General features: G+C 43.2%; 15 protein-coding genes. 8 read left to right on the top strand and 7 right to left on the bottom strand.

Annotated elements, in window-relative coordinates; all coding sequences use genetic code 11:
• Positions 1–9 precede the first annotated feature (9 nt).
• The 3 genes from WH46_RS23530 to WH46_RS18200 form a co-directional block, all read right to left on the bottom strand.
• Positions 10–1,887, bottom strand: coding sequence for an ATP-binding protein (locus WH46_RS23530; RefSeq protein ID WP_052714292.1), 1,878 nt, complete (start codon positions 1,885–1,887; stop codon positions 10–12).
• Positions 1,888–2,115: 228 nt separating this feature from the next.
• Positions 2,116–3,033: a DUF4097 family beta strand repeat-containing protein gene (locus WH46_RS18205; protein ID WP_046227833.1), complete on the bottom strand. Its 918-nt coding sequence runs from the start codon at positions 3,031–3,033 to the stop codon at positions 2,116–2,118.
• A 201-nt stretch (positions 3,034–3,234) separates the two neighbouring features.
• Complete coding sequence (locus WH46_RS18200) at positions 3,235–4,371, bottom strand: family 10 glycosylhydrolase (RefSeq protein ID WP_046227832.1); 1,137 nt, start codon at positions 4,369–4,371, stop codon at positions 3,235–3,237.
• Positions 4,372–4,907: 536 nt separating this feature from the next.
• Here WH46_RS18200 and WH46_RS18195 point away from each other — a divergent pair.
• Entirely contained in the window at positions 4,908–5,960 is a 1,053-nt protein-coding gene (locus WH46_RS18195) for a hypothetical protein (RefSeq protein ID WP_046227831.1), read from the top strand.
• Positions 5,961–6,258: 298 nt separating this feature from the next.
• Here the strand turns inward: WH46_RS18195 and WH46_RS18190 are convergent, their stop codons facing one another.
• The 3 genes from WH46_RS18190 to cls form a co-directional block, all read right to left on the bottom strand.
• Positions 6,259–6,591 carry a DUF3219 family protein gene (locus WH46_RS18190; protein WP_052714291.1) on the bottom strand — a complete coding sequence of 111 codons (333 nt, stop codon included), beginning with the start codon at positions 6,589–6,591 and terminating at the stop codon, positions 6,259–6,261.
• An 81-nt stretch (positions 6,592–6,672) separates the two neighbouring features.
• Positions 6,673–8,598 carry a threonine--tRNA ligase gene (thrS, locus tag WH46_RS18185; RefSeq protein WP_046227830.1) on the bottom strand — a complete coding sequence of 642 codons (1,926 nt, stop codon included), beginning with the start codon at positions 8,596–8,598 and terminating at the stop codon, positions 6,673–6,675.
• An 849-nt stretch (positions 8,599–9,447) separates the two neighbouring features.
• The gene (cls, locus tag WH46_RS18180; RefSeq protein ID WP_017812052.1) at positions 9,448–10,899 is read right to left on the bottom strand and encodes a cardiolipin synthase; all 1,452 of its coding nucleotides are present in this window, start codon (positions 10,897–10,899) and stop codon (positions 9,448–9,450) included.
• Positions 10,900–11,316: 417 nt separating this feature from the next.
• Here cls and WH46_RS18175 point away from each other — a divergent pair, with 417 nt between their 5' ends.
• The 5 genes from WH46_RS18175 (at position 11,317) to WH46_RS18155 (ending at position 17,632) form a co-directional block, all read left to right on the top strand.
• Positions 11,317–12,357 (top strand): NAD(P)/FAD-dependent oxidoreductase, encoded by a 1,041-nt coding sequence (locus WH46_RS18175; RefSeq protein ID WP_017812053.1) that lies wholly within the window; start codon positions 11,317–11,319, stop codon positions 12,355–12,357.
• 234 nt (positions 12,358–12,591) lie between these two features.
• Positions 12,592–13,932: a response regulator gene (locus tag WH46_RS18170; RefSeq protein ID WP_046227829.1), complete on the top strand. Its 1,341-nt coding sequence runs from the start codon at positions 12,592–12,594 to the stop codon at positions 13,930–13,932.
• Between the two features lie 125 nt (positions 13,933–14,057).
• Positions 14,058–15,266, top strand: a complete 1,209-nt coding sequence (locus tag WH46_RS18165; protein ID WP_046227828.1) for a threonine synthase — start codon at positions 14,058–14,060, stop codon at positions 15,264–15,266.
• Between the two features lie 207 nt (positions 15,267–15,473).
• Positions 15,474–16,808 carry an amidohydrolase gene (locus WH46_RS18160; protein ID WP_046227827.1) on the top strand — a complete coding sequence of 445 codons (1,335 nt, stop codon included), beginning with the start codon at positions 15,474–15,476 and terminating at the stop codon, positions 16,806–16,808.
• A gap of 206 nt (positions 16,809–17,014) precedes the next feature.
• Positions 17,015–17,632, top strand: a complete 618-nt coding sequence (locus WH46_RS18155; protein WP_046227826.1) for an undecaprenyl-diphosphatase — start codon at positions 17,015–17,017, stop codon at positions 17,630–17,632.
• A 213-nt stretch (positions 17,633–17,845) separates the two neighbouring features.
• On the opposite strand, the gene WH46_RS18150 is transcribed toward WH46_RS18155, so the two are convergent.
• On the bottom strand, positions 17,846–18,193 hold the full coding sequence (locus WH46_RS18150) for a DUF3243 domain-containing protein (protein ID WP_046214330.1): 348 nt from the start codon (positions 18,191–18,193) through the stop codon (positions 17,846–17,848).
• A 420-nt stretch (positions 18,194–18,613) separates the two neighbouring features.
• Here WH46_RS18150 and WH46_RS18145 point away from each other — a divergent pair, with 420 nt between their 5' ends.
• Complete coding sequence (locus tag WH46_RS18145; RefSeq protein WP_046227825.1) at positions 18,614–19,186, top strand: hypothetical protein; 573 nt, start codon at positions 18,614–18,616, stop codon at positions 19,184–19,186.
• A gap of 310 nt (positions 19,187–19,496) precedes the next feature.
• The gene (locus WH46_RS18140; protein ID WP_046227824.1) at positions 19,497–20,036 is read left to right on the top strand and encodes a hypothetical protein; all 540 of its coding nucleotides are present in this window, start codon (positions 19,497–19,499) and stop codon (positions 20,034–20,036) included.
• The last annotated feature ends 54 nt before the right edge of the window (positions 20,037–20,090 follow it).

Genomic DNA, 20,090 nt, shown 5'->3' with positions numbered 1-20,090 from the left:
CCTTTTTGATCATGGATTCAGAGAATCGGGTCCGTGTTGACCATACTTCTCTTCATACTTTCGCAGTACTTCGGCCAGCTGATTTACAGATAATGGTTCGGTCAGGTATTCATCCAGAACGGACGAATAGCCAAAATCCTGTCCGTTAGTATCCTGTTCTCTAGCGACAATCCCGATGAGGTAAGGTTTTGGGTTGTCTCTGTGATTATGCATAAGCATACTACGTAGAAGCTCATCGAACTCCCTATCAGGTATCGGTATATCCATCAGTACAATATGATATATAGTCTTTTTCATACTTTCTATAAGCTGCTGCCTGCTAACCGCAGCAGCCGTATATCCTAGATTCAGCAGTGTTTGTTGTAGTTGATCCCGACTGGAAGCAGAGTCTCTGGCAATGAGAATATTTAATGGTGAACGTAGTTGAATGCGTTTATTCGATATCAATGGTTCTGCTGGCAGCGCAGGAGATTCTTCCGGGCGAAAACTCGCTGTAAAACAGAATCGGGTTCCGTGAGCTGGCAATGGTTCGATCCAGATTTCACCATTCATCATCTCAACCAGACTTTTGCTAATAGCCAGTCCCAGACCCGTACCTTCGGTGGTCCGGGTGATATGATTGTCCAACTGATGAAAAGGCTGGAACAAGTAATCGATTTTGTCTGCAGGTACACCAATACCACTGTCTGTTACACTAAATTGAATGAGCAATGGATCAATACTGCCATCCAGCAGACGGGCCGAGATTTTCACACTGCCGTCCATCGTAAACTTGATAGCATTACTGATCAGATTGAGCAGCACCTGACGCAGGCGTTTGGGATCACCAATTAGCCATTCCGGTATATGAGGATGAATGGACAGACTGACTTCCAGATTTTTTTCTTTGGCTCGTACGAGCATGATATCCAGCGTTTCTGCCATAAGATGATAAATATTAAAAGGCTCTTCCACCAGTGTTGTTTTTCCAGCCTCTATTTTGGAAAAATCAAGAATATCATTAATGATAGTCAGCAGGGATTGACCACTTTTGGCAATAATCTGTACATACTCTCGATGCTGCTCGCCCAGATCCGGCGAATCCAGCAGTAGTTGAGTCATCCCGATCACCCCGTTCATCGGCGTACGTATCTCATGGCTCATCATCGCCAGGAATTCACTTTTGGCACGTACAGTTTGCTCGGCAATCTGCTGCTCCATGTGGCTGGCTTCCAGCCATTCCTGCTTTTTGCTTGATTGACCGGAACTTAGAACAGTATCCGGATGATTATCTGCACTTCTTACCTGGTCGTTTGCATCATTTGAAGAAGTGGATAAATCATTATACAGAGGTGAAGATACAAGCTCCTGGTCAGTCATCAGATAGGGATAATTCCGCATTAGCTGCAGCTGATCTGTTCCTGATAATCGTTGAGCATCCCAGGCACAAATACACACTCTTTTTGAAAGAGATCCTGCAGCCGGGGACTCTTGACCGCTTTGCTGATCTTCATCGCAAACATCGGGAAGTGTATTTGATTGTTCCTGCTTGGACCATATATATACAGGAAACTGCAGATCATCTTCAGACTGACATATATGATTGGTAAAATAATCAAAAAGCGGATCAAAAGGAGCATAAGGGGAGATAGATCTGCAGGATGCAGGATCAATATGATAGACCAGACCATGCTGAATGCTCATCAAATGGGGCTGCAGCATGGCCATCGCCTGACTATAAATAGCATTATCTTCAGCGATCAGCACGTAGCTATGCTGCTCCAGCCCAGTTTGCATAAAAGAAACCAGATGGTCGAGATAGGAAGATGCATCATTATACATATAAAGGATATGACTGCTGCGGTTGGCATCTAACAATTCACGTAATTGTTGGGATTCGTTAGTCATGTCACACTCCAGGTTGTCGTTCGTGATTTCATTTCTTTTATTAGTTATAACATATTTTATATAATTACAGATTATAAAATGGTTATTATTTACATAAAAATCATAAATATAGTCTATTAACAAAATATTCGGAAGATAAAGTCACATTTTGAAGAGACAAAATGCATAAAACCAGTTAACGAATATACATACCCAGAGGTACATAAATTGCCGATTTATCTGTCTTTATCAGTCAATAGTTATATTGCCGGTAGTAGTACGTATCTTCATATAGGGTTGATCCGTAGAATACGAGGAAGGCAGATGGATCATCCCTTTTTCCGACTGGATATCATATTTTCCGGCAGTGGGAAGATGACCATGTACAAGTACATTACCGGTACGAGCATGAATCTCTAAATGACCAGTATGAACCGGAGTAATATCCACATCACCCGAGTTTGATTCAAATTGTCCTGCACCATTCAGACGGTTGATATGCAGCTGGCCTGATCCGGTAAAGGAGTGAACTTGTCCAATCGCCTGATTAACCCGGATATTTCCGGAACTTGATTCCATTTTCAGTTGATTGCCCTGCCATTGCTGCACCAGAATATCACCGGATGAAGTATAAAGCTGAGTACGACCATTTAGCTGTTGAGCTTTGATACGCCCCGATCCAGTATGCGCAACAATCCGATCGGCAGTTACATCGGTAAGATTGGTCTGGGATGAAGCCAAACGAAATTCGGCAGATTCCATACTATGTGAATCAGCAAGGTAGACCGTAATGTATTGAACATGTGCAGAAGGAATACGACTCCACAAATTGCCTGGATAATGAGGCTGCTCCAATTGGAGATGGAGCGTCTGCTGCTGGATATTTAACGTATTCAAACCTCTAATTACATAGGGCGATAGCTCACCATGCAGCTGTACACTATCTTTGCCATCTATGCTGGGCTCAAATTCCACAGCAATCTCATAATCGGAGTCAATCTGCAGATGCTTTAGCTTGCCTTGCTCTGTAGACCATGTTTGTGTATAAGCAATACCAGGCTTTGACATATGATTCATATACAACAGCCAACAAGTAATGCCGGCTATCACAAAAATGATAAGCACGCTCCAGATCACTAATTTGCGTTTCAATCGAACATTTATCATAACGGGCAGTCCTCCTCGCAACTATTACCAGTGAATAAAATCACATAAAAGGAGCATCCATACTGTTGGGTGCGGACCTAGTATAGCACTCGATATTATGCTTCACAACCTGCAGGATAAACCGCATATAAAAAGCCCTTTTCCTATAAAGGAAAAGGGCTGATATATTAATCTATGCTAAGTTATGTCCAATCTAAAGGATTAAAGACTGGAACGCAGCCCCAGATTGTTCATCATGGCATCTGTCCATTGACCAGTTGCATAATAGTTAAGACTGGTTACTTCTGGCTGATTGGCACGAAGTCCGTTATAAAGATTAGTTGCTGTATTGGTATCAATATTTACATCTACTGCTGGAATAAGAGTTTTATCTGCTGCTTTTGCTTGGGTACTTGCCAGAACACCTGTAGAATTGTAGATCCAGTCTACAGAATGATTCAGACCACGATAGTCGGCCATCGGCAATAAGAAATCCACATACTCATTAAACAAGGCAATATCCTGACCGGAATTGGCTTTGTCCGGAGAAGCAGTGTAGACACCCAGAGCAAGTTCAGGCTTGATGGTTTTTACATCCGTGCTGATCGACTGAATGTAAGAAGCCATTTGTTGAGCTTTCCAGTTGTTCCATTGTGCAATTTTACCGCTATTACTGCTCTTCGTAAAATCCAGATCTCTAGGATCAAAGCTGTTCGATTGACGGAAAGCATTGATAGTTGAAGTATTCATATCTACGCGTTCATTATCGAAATCCAGACCGCTGATTACAACACCATCGATGTTATAATTTTGTACAACTTCTTTGATGATAGAGCGTTCATATTGTTGCACGGCTGGTTCGAACAGATTGACATGATTTTCTGTACCGGTATAACCATTGTAAGAAGATATTCTGCCGTTGTCATCAATGGTACGCATTTGCCAGGAAGAGTTAATATCGATAGCAGCTTTGTCTTGAGCCTGTGGTACCCAGGCACGTACTTTGATACCATACTCATGAGCTTTGTCAATTACTGCAGATAGTGCATCGAAGCCATCGTAACCAATCGCTTCATGGACAATCTGACTGTCGTAAAAAGCAAAGCCGGAATTACCATTAACATCGCTGTCCTGCTTTACACTCATGTTGATCACAGATACATGATTACGGGCAGCTTTTATAATGAAGGAATTTACATCATCTGCATTACGGAAATTAGCTTCGGTCTGTACAGTGATTTCATTGGTTAGCGGCGTAACAGGAACTGTTGCCTCGGCTGCACTAACTGTAGCAGCTTGCCAGGGCATAATAGTTAGAGCAAGTAAAGCAGCAGAGAAGGAATAAGCTAGTTTTTTCATTTCAGGTCGGTCCTTTCGTGAATCCATTATGTTTTGAGTGGTGTAATTACCATGCCGATTCTTTATTACTTTTCGTAACTATACCATTATAATATGAATTAATGATGAACGGTAATGACGTTACTATAAGATAGAAGAAGCTGCAGCTTGCAAAAGCGATCATACTCTGTGAAAAGCGTACTTATATCCAGCTGAAAGACATTTTTCACAAAATACCCCCCACCTTTGGTTAGGTATACTATATATTACGTATCCTAATCATAAAATGTTTCACTTTTTTGACTGAAAATTAAAATTATTTTTAGAATGGACATGAAATTTTCATAAATGTATCAAAATGATGATGCAATAATTAAAGAAATGCGTAAATTCGATGTTATATGCATGATGCAATTCGTCAAATTTTAATTTACTGCGAAAACATGGTAATGTATATATAGGTTTTATACCCATTCTTGAATGAAATTATAGCTAACCGGGTTATCTAGGTAAAGATCGAGGCACAACTATACTTAAGGAATTGAAAGGAAATACTTATGAAAACAGCTAAAATGGTATTATCGATTGGAATGACAGCATTACTTGGATTGCCTTTGGCAACTGCCTACGCAGAGAGCAATACTTCTGTGAATCAACAAACATCATCATCACCTGCTGCTGCACAGGAGATTGATTCTGCTTTTTTCCAGCAGCAGAAACAGGCAGTTGTACGGGATATAGCGGGCACTTCTACATCAGGATCTACTTCCGCTGCTTCAGCATCACAAACAAGTGAAGCGGAGCAGTTGAAAAATGCGGATTATACGTATATGACCGTAACCGGTGAAGTATATAGCTCCAAAAGAGGTTATCTCGGTGCTGCCAAACGGGATGATGAAGTCAATAATACGACCAGCGTTACGCAATTCAATCCGAACAATACGTTTCCGGTAAATCAGATTAATGGCGGAACAACAGGAGCATTTGAACGTCGTCAGCTCGATTTTGAAGGGTTTGACAGCATTACTTCGGATATTACGCTGCCTGCTGTAAGCGGTCTGGGCGAAGGGGAACAACCTTGGGTATATTATGGTTTTGATTCAGAACGTGGTCCTGCTATTGAGGGTGGTTATGCTTATCAGACTGGCACACATCGCTGGCTGCCTTATATCCGCTCGAATGGTTTTTATTACGGAGATTCTGCCGTTCAGAAGTATGATGGCAACCAGATCAAAAGTGTCAAATTTTATCTGGCCAAAACGGTAAGTACAGATACGTATTATAATGCTTATTTTGTCGTGGACAATTCACAGATCCTGATAGCGCCAACCAAATGGACAGATAGCGATACCGATTCCACTTCAGTCAAAAGGGTAACCTCTATTGCCAAAAAAGCATTCGACGGCAATAATATACAGGGAACTACAATGAATCAGCGTTATGAGAATGTACAGGTGTCTCGTTTTAATGAAGAACAGGCGTATCCTTGGAGCCAATACACCGAATATACAGAGCAGCGTAATGGTAAATGGTACGGTACGCTGGATAATTCACCTGCTTATGTACACCGTAACTGGATCAACAGTTCGATTTTCAAATCTAACAATTAAAGAAGAGAAAGATAAATGGAAATAAATTAGCTCTACTGGATATGTATTCTGCCAATAATCATTTGAAGTACAGAATAATGGATGTAAGAAAGGACAGAACGGCGTAAATATCGCCATTCTGTCCTTTTTAATATGCGTTCTCAAGGTTTGCTTCTATATTATAGAAGATATATACGGGGGCTGATCAATATTGAATAGAAGGCATGAACAATAGATGAAATAATCGCTTTAGCATAAACAAGCTATGGATAACTTGCTATTAGTAAAAAACGTGTTCCATCTCTTCGTTTATAAAGCTCTAGGCGTTCGGCATGGTCTCGACCAGTTCAAGGTGAACATCTACGGTATCATTTTCATTCTCCAACCGGGGAACCGACGTGAAATAGTTGTGGACGGCTGCCTGAAATTGCAGCTGCCGTTCAGGAACCTGAACTTCTACGGTTGGATGATAGAGCAGAGTGGTTACATCATGATATTCCTGTCTGCCGGTAATCACAAAGTCGAACGAAATCCATTTACGCTCCGAATTACTGGAAGTTCCAGGAGTAGAAAATGGTTTCTCTTCGTACTGAGTCGCCTGAATCTCCAGAGTGCCCAGTCGGATCAATTCTGAGGTGTTGGAATGAGTCATACAATGGTTCCTCCTTGGCAAATATTCTTTTCTCATTAATGTTACCCGTCTATGGATGTCTCTCAATCAGTCGATTGCCAATCAGGATTTTTGAGCGATTTGTGACTGTAGCTGTGTGATGATTTCATCGATTGGGATCATATGCTGGGCGTCTTCATTGTACTTGCGCACATTGACACTGCCCGATTGCTGTTCTTTTTCCCCTACAACCAGAATATACGGGATTTTCTCCTGCTGGGCTTCACGCATTTTGTAACCCAGCTTATTGCTGCCAATATCGGCATCAATGCGAAGGCCGGCATCCGCAAGAATCTTTTTGACCTGCAGTGCATAATCCAGATAGTGATCAGATACAGGCAGGATTCTCGCTTGTACCGGAGCAAGCCAGAGCGGGAAAGCACCTGCATAATGCTCAGTCAGAATACCCAGGAAACGATCCACTGATCCATAAATTGCCCGATGAATTACGACAGGACGATGACGTTGGCTATCTTCTCCAATATAGGACAAATCGAATTTCTCCGGCATCTGGAAGTCTAACTGAATTGTCCCACACTGCCAGCTGCGCTTGAGCGCATCGAGAATATGAAAATCGATCTTCGGACCGTAAAATGCGCCATCACCTTCATTTAGTCGATAATCTACACCGCGTGCTTCCAGCACATTGCGTAGCGCTTGTTCTGCTTGATCCCATAATTCCTCGGAACCCATTGAATCTTCCGGGCGAGTAGAGAGCTCAATTTCATAACGGAAACCAAACACAGCATACATATCATCGATAAGTTCTATTGCCTTATGAATCTCGGACTCAATCTGCTCGGGCAGTGCATAGATATGAGCATCATCCTGACAGAATGTACGTACCCGCATCAGTCCATTTAACGCACCCGAGAATTCATGACGATGTACCTGACCGAACTCCATCATGCGAATCGGTAGATCACGATAGGAATGCAGCTCATTTTTGTAAATCAGCATATGTCCCGGGCAGTTCATTGGTTTGAGCGCAAAGCTCTCCTGATCTACCTGGGAAAAATACATATTGTCCTTGTAATGATCCCAGTGTCCCGATTGTTCCCATAGCTGCTGGTTCATCATGATCGGTGTACGAACTTCCTGATAGCCTCGACTTAACTGTTGTCTACGTGAGAAATCCTCCAGCTCTGTACGCAGTGCCATTCCACGAGGCAGATAAAATGGCATACCCGGTGCTTCCTCCGAGAACATAAATAGCTTGAGCTCTCGTCCGAGCTTACGATGATCCCGCTTGCGTGCTTCTTCCAGCAGTTGCAGATGTGCCTGCAGCTGCGCTTTATTGGCAAAAGCAGTACCGTAAATACGCTGCAGTACAGGCTTCGATGCATCGCCGCGCCAGTAAGCACCAGCTACACTCATCAGCTTGAATGCTTGTAATTTGCCAGTGGAAGGCAAATGAGGACCACGATCCAGATCTATAAATTCACCCTGCTCATATACAGAGAAGGATATATCATCTGCCTGATCAGCGATCATTTCCAGCTTGTAATGCTCGCCTTGGGCAGTAAATAGCGAGATGGCTTCTTCACGATTCAGCTCTTTTCGATAAACAGGAAGATTCTCGGCAATAATTCGCTGCATTTCCTGTTCAATCCGCGGAAAATCAGCAGAAGAGAGAGGGTGCTCCAGCTCGAAATCATAATAAAACCCATCAGTTACTGCAAGTCCAATTCCAAGTCTAACCTGCTCTGCACCATACAGTCGTTTAATCGCTTGAGCCAGGATATGGGCAGCGCTTAGTCGGTAAATAGGAAGGCTCAAATCATGTTCTGCTGTAATAATCTCCAGTTCACTGTTGGCTTGCAGAGGTGTATGGAGATCAACAAGTTGTCCATTCACTTTGGCTGCAATGGCACTTTTGCCAAGACTATTGCTGATGGAAGAGGCGACTTCTTTGGCTGAAACACCAGAATGAGTCTCACGAACCGAACCGTTAGGTAGTTGAATATGAATAGATTGTAAATTAGGCATAATGTGTACCTCCAATGATTATAGTGGTGATCCGGAACTGGCTGTTGGCAGTAATAGCAGATGAATTAACAGCCTATTCGCCAGATCAGGTAAAATAAGCGCAAAAAAACACTCGATCCCAGAAGGGACGAGTGCGCTTGGCTCGTGGTTCCACCCTAATTCGATCTGCCTGCAGAACATGTATGTCCTAACAGTGCAGAATCCTCATTGGAATCCGTTAACGGGGATTAGGCGGTGATATTTACCGGGTTCGTGAATAGCGACAAAGGTCGTTTGCATACCTGCATAAACAGATTGTACAAAATCAACCAAACCATTCAGTAACCGTTCAATATCACAGCTGCAAAGGGGTAATTCCTCAACCGTCGACTGAAGAAGCTCGCAGCAGATGCTTCTCTCTCTGAACAGTGCATGAAGGGAATCATGTCTTTGGTCATTGCTAAAATGTGTTGTTGGTTTCCGATTATAGAAGTGGATGACAAAAAGGTCAAGTCAATTTTTAAAAAGAACAAAACGCAAGAGTTTATTCTGAAGGAGTGAATAACACGTAAATAAGATATTTCAATCGGATTTTCAAATTGAAGTATTTGAAAGAAATTTAAACAGCATCCAGAAACTACTATTCCTTTTTCAACACAAAATTATGTAATTTCAACATATGAAAAATTCATAATAGAAAAATTGAATATTGGAGTTCTTGCATCATCCTGATCCAATACAAATCATAGTCGCTTCCCGCTTCAAAACATTCAGAAAAAGAGATGAGGCTCTTTTCGAATAAATCCTAAAATTACTGGATAACACATTATAAAATATACATAGTGCGCAATCTATCCGTCTATACAGTACCTACAAAATTGGTGATAACAGACGAGCAAATGATTCGACAGTTTTCTGATAGAGCGGACGATTGTTATAATCATCCAGCGTGAGTACCTGACTGTCGAGAATATCCTTAAGGAATAAATCTTCCAGTTTTTTGGCGGTATGGCTATCATAGACGACTGCATTGATCTCAAAATTCAGCTTGTAACTTCGGATGTCCATATTGGCCGTTCCGACCGAAGCGATTTTGCCATCGATGACCATTGTTTTGGCATGCAGAAAGCCTTTTTCATACAGATAACAATGAACATCAAGCTCCAATAATTCACGTAAATACGAGTAGGAAGCCCAATAAACCATTTGGTGATCGGGTTTTTTGGGGATCATCAGATGCACTTGTACACCGGATAAGATAGCTGATTTCATCGCTGTAACCATACTTTCATCCGGAATAAAATAAGGCGTCTGGATCATAATACTTTCTTTGGCTTCGTACATTAATTTGATATACGAGTACTTGATCGTCTCCAGACTGCTATCAGGCCCACTGGATACAATCTGCATGCCAATATTTCCGGTAAACGGTTTGGATACCGCAAACAGCGAGAAATCACCAGACATATGCGTATTCAGGGCAAGATGCCAGTCACGCAGGAAATGTGTCTGCATTTGCAGAATAGAAGAACCTTCTACACGCAGATGGGTATCACGCCAGTAACCAAACTTTTTAACCAGTCCCAAATACTCGTCACCAACATTAAAGCCACCGATATAACCGATAAGTCCATCAATAATAACGACTTTACGGTGATTGCGATAATTGACTTTGAAGTTAATCAGCGGGATACTTGGCGGGAAAAAGGCTGCTGCATGTCCGCCTGCGGCTACAAAATCCTTGAGAAACGATTTGTTCACTTTGGCACTACCCCAGGCATCATAGATCAGACGAACGGTAACTCCCTCCAAAGCTTTGGCTGTCAGAAGATCCAGCAGTCTGCGACCCAGATCGTCGTTTTGGATAATGTAATATTGAATATGAATGTACTCCTGCGCATTGGCAATATCCTCGAACAGAGCATCGAATTTCTCGCGTCCATCCGCGAAGATACGTACAGCATTATCTTGCGTATACAGCGAATAATTACTGATAAGATGAAGATGGACCAGCTCATGGTAGCGACTGATAGAAGGATCATTGAACTTAAACTTTTTTTCTTTAAATTCAATTCGCTGATCTTCCACTACAGATTCGATAATAGAGCGAAATTCTTTCCGCAGGCGAAACCGTTTGACACGACTAAGATTTTGTCCCAGAAAAAGATAGACAAGGAAGCCGGCAATCGGAATAAACAACAGTATCATGAGCCAGGCCCAGGTCGCTCCTACATTGCGTCGTTCGAGAAATACAATGAACAGCGCAAGAAAAAGGTTAATCACAAGCAAAATCCAAGAGAAATGCGCGTAAAAATCGGCCATTCCCAGCTTCCCACCTTATATAGAATAATAGATTATAAATAAACAGTTCACCAATCAGCATACCAAAAAAATGTATAGAGCACACTAAGAAATATAATGAGGATTATCGATATACCCTGAAATGAAAGGGAAACAAATCAAAGACCCTAATCAGCACATATAGCCAAAGTTAGCTCAAAAGAATGACGCTGATATACAAAAGATCAAAGTGCGTAAAAATATCGGAGAAAGCGAATAGCAGAGCATACCTGTAAATCATTTTATATTGCATCTGATCTCTCACTAATCTATAATGATAATCATTATCAATTAAAATATAAATCTGTGTACATAGCTGATAATTATTATAGACAGGGCTATTTCTGTTCTAGCATATTTATATCCACAATGTATGAAAATAAGGAGGATTACGTACCCATGCAGCAGCTTGAATTATATGATGTGACGATAATCGGAGGCGGACCGGCCGGTTTATATAGTGCTTTTTACAGTGGAATGCGTGATCTGAAAACAAAAGTTATAGAATATAATCCGGCACTTGGCGGCAAAATCCTGATGTATCCGGAGAAAATCATCTGGGATGTGGGCGGCGTACCACCGATCAGCGGAGAAGGTCTGATTCGTAATCTGACCGAGCAGGCAATGGTATTTGAGCCGACGATCGTGCTTGATCAGCAGATTACCCGATTGGAGCGTCAGCCGGATGGTACGATTGTGCTGCTTTCCAATACAGGGGAAGTCCATTATACACGTACAGTTATTCTGGCGATGGGACATGGTATTCCCAAAATGCGCAAGTTGGAACTCGCTGGTGCTGACCGCTATGAAGTGACCAATCTGCATTATACGGTACAGGAACTGAATATTTTTGCAGGGAAACATGTAGTGATTTCCGGCGGTGGGAATTCTGCCGTAGACTGGGCCAATGCTCTGCAGCCGCTGGCAGCCAGCATTACCGTAGTACATCGCAGGGAAGAGTTCGGAGGACATGAGCGCAATGTACTGCAGATGAAACAGAACTGTTCCCGAGTGCTTACTTCCTACGAACTGACAGGACTGCAGGGAAAAGGCACTCTGGTAGAAGAAGTGACGATTACGCATATTGAGACGGGAGAACAGGAGATTCTATCTGTTGATGCGGTTATTGTTAATCACGGATTGACGACCGATCTTAGCCCACTTCTCAGTTGGGGAATAGAGATGGACGAGCATGGCAAGCCTATTGTGGATGAGAAGCGTCAGACCAATCTTCCAGGTGTATTCGCAGCTGGTGATTTGATTCATTACGATGGCAAGCTGCATCTGATCAGCGGAGCGCTTGTAGATGGAGCTACCGCAGTAAACAGTGTCAAAAAGTATCTGGAACCCGAAGCTTATGATCAGGCATATGTCTCTTCACATAACAAAAAATTCGCAGAGAAGAACCGTGAACTCGAACAACAGCCGGTAAGATCCTGATTACAATACTATTTTGTAGATAATAATAGTCTGTGTAGCTGCTTCATAGCACAAATATAAAAAGTCTGGCCTAAACAGGGTCAGACTTTTTTGCGTATAGGTAAGGTGATACCTAAAAGCATAACTTAAATATTTACCATATTAAAGCGCTTAAACTTCTGTTATATTAGGTCTAGTATGAAATGTAATACTATGGAATTAATGCATCTATCTTACATCATAGGAGGTTGCACTGTGTATAATATTCTAATAGTGGATGAAGAACCCATGATGATTCAACTGCTCATAAAATTAATGTTATCCTCCGGTCTAAATATAGGACATATCTATACAACATCCAGCGGAAAGGAAGCGCTTACTTATGCTCGTGAATGCCATATTGATCTCTTGATCAGTGACGTACATACTCGCGATCTGTCCGGTATTGAGCTTATGCAGCAGATACGTATGCTGCAACCGGATATTCAGTTAATCGTTATATCGGTTCATGAACAGTTCGAGTATGCCCAGACAGCAATCCGGCTCGGAGTACGCAGTTATCTGATCAAACCGCTGAATTCCGAGCAGTTTCTTGATTGCATACGTGAGGTGCTTATTCATCTGGATAAGCCAGCTGTATCGGAGCAGAGGACGGGACAGCCAGTCTATACTATCCCCGCTCATTCGGCCCGTTTCAAAATGGAGCGTCTGCCAGAGCGTCAATATGAGCTGCTGAATAGACTCCTTACCGGCTCCATTCATACGGAGGAGCAGGAACTACTGCAGCAGTATTTGCCTTTAAAAGGTCCTTATTATGCGATGCTGAAAATGAACTTTGCCGGAATTCCTTTTACGGGTCAGCCGGACGAGTACCGCTGGCTTTGTTATGCAATATGGAATGTAACGGAGGAACTGCTGGAAGTGGAAGATCAGGAGAATACGCTTATTTTTGAATCGGGTGATAAGGAACTAAGTGTTATTTTCCAGTGGAGAGAGACGGATGCGGCAGACCGGATGTCCCACATTATTCGACAGCTGGAAGCGCTTGGTCAGAGTCTGCATTTTCATATCCATAAATTTTTGCGTATTCCCTGCGTAATAGGAATCAGCCAGATTCTCAGAGGGATTCATTTTTTAAGGCAGCTGAATATACAGACAGACCGTGCTATTGAGCTGCATCAGGAATATCAGGAGCACTATGTATTTTATTATGGTAAATACCACTGGAAAACGATCCGCTCTGTAGAAGAAGCAGAGACAGAATGCCTGCGCAATAATCTGATTGTGTCACAGGTCAAATCCTATATTGATAATCACTATAACCAGAAAGGTCTGACTATTCATGAAGTAGCCCGCAAAAACCATGTCAGTCCCAATTACCTGAGTTATTTGTTCAAAAAATATACCGGGTTCAAACTATGGGAATATGTGATCAAGTTGCGTATGGAGGAAAGCCGCGAGTTATTGATGAGTACCGACCTGCGCCGTTATGAAGTAGCAGACAAAGTGGGATATGAATCTCCAGAACATTTTAGCAAAATTTTCAAAAAATATTATGGGATTAGTCCAAGTGAATTCAAGCAGCTGCAGACCTGACAATAAAACAGTCTATGTATATCCAGGTGAACAGATAAGAATAATTGGCAAAAGGCATCTGAACTGGTATGATTTCTGATAATGCAATGCACACTATACTCATTACAGGAAGCAGGAATCCAACGATGCCATATAGCTACGCTTCACATCTGAAATGTCCGGTCTGTGATAATGAATATGATCTGCACGAGATTCACCAGCTGTGTGAATGCGGTGCTCCTTTGCTGGTCGAATATGATCTTGAACGTCTGCAGCAGGAAGTGGATATTCAGCTGCTCAAGGAACGGAGCAATGATCTCTGGCGATACCATGAGCTACTTCCCGTTGCTTCGGAGGAGAATGTGGTGACACTGGGCGAGGGAATGACTCCGCTTCTTAATATGCCTAGGCTGGGCGCACATTATGGAATAGATCATCTATATATGAAGGATGAAAGCCTGATACCAACCGGAAGCTTCAAGGCACGCGGAGCTGCTGTTGGCATATCGCGAGCCAAGGAACTGGGAGTCGAAGAGTTTGCGATGCCAACGAACGGCAATGCAGGCGCTGCCTGGGCATTATATGCGGCAAGAACAGGGATGAGGGCGACGATTGTAATGCCGCAGGATGCGCCGATGATTACACGCAGTGAAGTTGCGCTGGCAGGAGCCTCTCTTTATCTGGTTAACGGTCTAATCAGTGATGCTGGCAAAATGGTAGCCGAAAAGGTACAGCAGCAGGGAGTCTACGACGCATCGACTCTCAAAGAACCTTACCGGATCGAAGGTAAAAAAACGATGGGACTGGAAATCGCAGAGCAATTGGGCTGGAAAATGCCGGATGTTATTCTCTATCCAACCGGCGGTGGTGTAGGTTTGATCGGTATTTACAAAGCTCTGCAGGAGCTTAAAGCAATAGGCTGGATCACAGGCAGATTGCCTCGTCTTGTCGCTGTACAGGCTGAAGGGTGCGCACCTATTGTCAAAGCCTGGCAGGAGAAAAAGGAACGATCCGAGTTCTGGGAAGAATCTACGACAGTTGCTTTTGGCATCAATGTACCCAAGGCGCTGGGAGATTTTCTCGTTCTGCGTGCCCTGTATGATACCAGTGGAGCGGCGGTTGCTGTATCGGATCAGGAACTGCTTCAGGTGCAGCAGGAAGTAGCTGCAATGGAAGGAGCTTTTGTTTGTCCGGAGGGAGCAGCTACCTTTGCCGCAGCGAAGCGTCTGGCAGTCGAAGGCTGGATTCGCCCCGGAGAGTCTGTTGTTGTATTGAATACAGGAGCAGGAATTAAATATCCGGATACGGTGCAGACCGAAGCACCTGTGCTGGAAATTGGCGATTCCATATTGTAAAAATGTATCTGGAGAACAGAAATAAATGGATGAGCCAACCCTTCTGAAGTATCAGCAAAAGGTATGGGCACCAGGAGGTTGTCTTTCTTTCCAATCAAACCGGTTGATCCTCAAAATAATTATTGACCTTGACGCTACGTTAAGGTCTATTCTTCGTATAGGACATCTACATGTCTATTCCTGAATTGACAAACGGAGGAGATCACAATGAGTATCCAAATTCGTAATGCGACGATTGTAACGATGTGCAGTCATTATCCAGAGCCTTTTCAAGGAGATATTATAATAAATAAAGACCGGATCGAAGCGATTATCCCTGCACAGGCAAATACAGAATATGCATCAGAGCACGCTGCTGCGCCGGGATCGGAGATGGAAATGCAGATCATTGATGGAACCGGTATGGCAGTAATGCCCGGCTTGATTAATGCTCATCAACATACTCCGATGAATCTGCTCAAGGGATTCTCGGATGATCTGAAACTGATGGACTGGCTGGAGCAAAAAATGTTTCCTGCGGAAGCAAGAATGACAGCGGAGGATATTTACTGGGGCAGTAAGCTGTCCATGGCCGAAATGATTCGCTCCGGTACCACGACATTTGCGGATATGTATATTCATATGGATCAGATTGCACATGCGGTAACAGAGACAGGGATGCGTGCTTCGCTAACGCGCGGACTTGTTTTTGGAGATGACCGGGCAGACGAGCGTATTCGGGAAGCGATTGACCTTGTAGAGCGCTGGCAAGGAGGAGCCGATGGACGAATTACAACCATGTTTGGTCCGCATGCTCCTTATACTTGTCCACCGCAGCAGCTGCGTGAGGTAATTGCACTGGCCGAGCAATATCAGCGCCCTGTTCATATCCATCTGGCAGAGACGGTCGAGGAAGTATCCATTATTCGGGAAAAGTATGGCCAGACTCCTACTGAATATCTGTATCAGCTGGGTCTGTTCGAGCAACTCCATGTGATGCTGGCACATGGAGTGCATCTGAATCACCGGGATATTGGCTATCTGCGCGGAATGAGAGGAGGGATTGTGCATAATCCGGTCAGCAATCTGAAGCTCGGTTGTGGCATTGCTCCGATCGTGGCTTTGCAGCAGCATGGGATTACAGTCGGTCTGGGTACTGATGGCGCTGGTAGTGCAACTACTCTGGATATGTTTGCCGAGATCAAAGCAGCAGCATGGCTGCAAAAACTGGATTACGGTGATCCGACTCGGCTATCTGCCTATGATGCCTTACAGCTGGCTACGATAGGAAGTGCACGGTTGCTCGGTCTGGATCACGAGACAGGAACACTCGAAGCAGGTAAAAAGGCAGATCTGATCCTGATCGATCTGGTCAAGCCTCATCTGCAACCTGTACATCATCTCTACTCGACACTGGCGTATGCAGCTGTTGGAGGAGATGTGCATACGACGATTGTAAATGGGCAAGTACTGATGCGTGATCGTCAGCTGCTGACCATGGACGAGTCAGTAGTACTCACTGAAGCACATACCAGAGCGAAGCGAATAGTAGAAGGTATCTAATAAGCAAGCTGGGATTATAAATAAAAATGAATCGTTATAGCCAGACGACCCAATAGAGGTTGTCTGGCTATCGTAGTTTTACGTAAATTTTACACTGGGTTAACAAAAGTGTTAAACTGACTAACGGTAAAAGGTTCTATCGCTGCATAGATACCTTAAATACATAGACACCTTGTACATTCAACAAGAGGAGGTAATCACAGTATATGTCAGAGCTGGACTATGAAATTTTTCGCTGGATTAATGGAGGAGCCAATTATGCGGCTTTCTGGAATCCGTTAATGATTTTTTTATCCAAATATGCAGTACTGCTCTTTATGATCGGAGCAGTTGTCTATTGGTTTACACGGGCGCGGGCAAACCGCCGGATGATTACAGAGGCGCTGCTATCTGCTGCAATCGGGGTAACGGTCAACTGGGTGCTTGGAGAACTATTTTACAGGGATCGACCTTTTGTAAATCATGAAGTAATCCAGCTGGTCCATCATGAAGCCAATGCTTCTTTCCCCAGCACACACTCACTGGGATCGTTTGTTATTGCCATGACCATCTGGCAGTTCCGGCGTCGTGATGGATGGATGTGGCTTGTACTGGCGGCAGGCATTGCGTTCAGCCGGGTATGGACAGGAGTACATTACCCAGGAGACGTACTTGCAGGTGCTTGTATCGGTATACTTGTATCCATGCTGGTACATCGCTTATTCACCCGTATATCACTGGCTAACAGCCTGATGGAGCTTGGTATTTATGGATACGAACGTCTGGAAATGAAAATCTGGCCTCGTTCCCGAAGACAAAGTCGTCATAATTCAATTAATAGATAAATAATTCCAATAATTACTTTACCCAAATGCTTCTCTAAACAGGAACAATCCACAATAAACCCGGATCTGTATCTGGCATAATGCCAGAAAAACAAATCCGGGTTTATTGTTATGAATAACAGATATATGCAGAGATAGGCAGCATCACTATTAGTCGATTATCAGATGATAAATAGTGTGAAACCCTTGTTATCTGACGATTGGTAGGGTGTATTAGGCTTTGTCCGCCTGTACCATACGAACCAGCATATGTGCCAGTTTGTGACGTTGATCCTCATCGCCGACTTTCCACAGCTCATACAGCAGTTTTTCTTCGCTGTTTTGTGGTTCTTCATGCTTGGCTAGATAATCGGCGATCTTTTGCGCGACTTTTGCCATGCTTTCTTCACTCAATCCGATGCTTTCAGCCATACGAATACGTTTGCCGAGGTAGGATTTGAAATTATCGAAGTCGTCCAGAATCTGTTTTTTGCGCTCATCGCTGATTCGATCCATTACCGGTTCTACCTGATCAGTGGATACTTGTCCAGCTTTGTTCACTACATGTGGTTGTTCTGACATGATGTATTTCCTCCTCAAAAATTGTGTTTTGGCTTCCCTCATATATATAACCATCACCTGACTAACGAATCGTCAGCCGCATAAAATCCCTGTATCACAAGGTTTTAGGACTAGGTATTAATTTTGTAAATCAGAAATAACATTATTGCAACTTTTTCGCACTCATATCCGTATATAGTATGGTTAGGAAGCAAGCAATACACAGGGATTATCCTGTTGTCGATTACTTCTTAATTTGATGGACAAAAGAAGAACTGGAAAAAAATTGAATGGTTCTTGAAAAAGGCAATCTGGTTAATAAGAGTTACACACCACTTGAAGCAAAGTGGTAGATAAATGCCACAGAAGTCCATATTTACGAATGAGCAGGTTATTGTCAGCCGATACGCTGACTGACCAATTAGAAGGGGAGATGCAGCGATGATTAAAACAATGATGGGAATTTTTGGAGCGGGTGCTGCTTCTTTAATCTTTTTGACTTCGGGCAGCTTGAGTCAGACCGGAGCGGTCAGTACAGCTGAGGCATCAACAGTAACGCAAAGTGTATATCAGAATACGTATACCGAAGATACGACTCCAGCAGATGGCACGTATACAGTGTTTATTAATGAAATCAAACGTGACAGCAATGGAGAATTCAATCTTACGATCGACCCAATCAACTGGTACACTGGCGAAGCCGCCAACAAAGTATTCGCCAAAGAAAATCCGGATAGCGGGATAGATGGTGCACCAGATGGCTATTACATTACCAATACAGATACAACTACTTTTAACTATACAGCTCCAGCCAGTGCGCAGGTATTGATGCAGATTTATGATCATACAGGTAGCTGGCAAGATATCGATACCAAATGGAATGAACCGGTAAGCATGTCCAAGCTGAATGCTATTTTCCAAAAACCGGATCTGCTGGATCCAACCGTGTTCCCGTATCATATTACAGTCAAAGACGGGGCAGTGGTGAAAATTGTTCAGCAGTATATCCCTTAAACCGTTAAAGCAGCAAAATGCATCATGCTGATTGGTTTTATGCAGATGTCTGAGTAATGCCTATCTATACCATAAGTGATTATTATTGTTCTTTATTTGAGGAATCGTTACTCTGGCGCTCTGTAGTGTGGCCGGCTCTGGCGATTCCTTTTCTCATGATATAGACATTCTAGGTAGGGATCGGGATAAAAAAGGATATGTAAATTTTATTACCGGACCATAATCTGGTATGCTTTTAGTATGGCCTATCTTGCTTTGCAGCAACTTTTGGCTTGAAGATGCGTTACACTATTGAGGAGGTGCATTAACGATGCAACTAAATAAGCAATCTTTATTCAAACGGATTCCCTTTGCATTTTTCCTGCTTGCAGGAGTACTACTTTTGGCAGCCTGTGGCAACAAGGCGGAACAACAGCCAGCGGCAGCCCCTGCGCCAAATAGCAGTACTGAAACCGAAGTGACCGAACAGACTCCTGCTACTCCGGCGACTACGCCAGATACTAGCAAAGAAGCTGCTGCCGGTACAGAGACTTCTTCGAAAACAGATGATGGTACCACAAGCGAAGGTACAACCAAGGGTACAACCGATACGGCTGCAGGCGATGATACAACTGCCAATGCCGAGACTCAAGTCGCTACAGGTACATTCTCCGGATTGGCAGATGAGCATTCTGCCGAGATTATGGTAGATGGTAGTCCGGTAGTGTATCAGCTGAATGATAGCGTACAAGATGCTATGAACAAAGTAAAAGAAGGTTCCGAAATTACATTCAAGTATACAGAAAAGCCAATTCCGGGCGATGCTTCAACCAAGCTGAGAACCATTGTAGAAGTAGAGCAATCCAAATAATGAATAATTGAATTGCTGTCAGCTATGTGATGACTGTAGATTGCGAGACAGTCG

Source organism: Paenibacillus dauci, assembly GCF_000971985.1.
Taxonomy (GTDB): Bacteria; Bacillota; Bacilli; order Paenibacillales; family Paenibacillaceae; genus Saccharibacillus; species Saccharibacillus dauci.
Note: the sequence above shows the minus strand (reverse complement) of the source record. Positions and strands in the feature narration are given on the sequence as shown.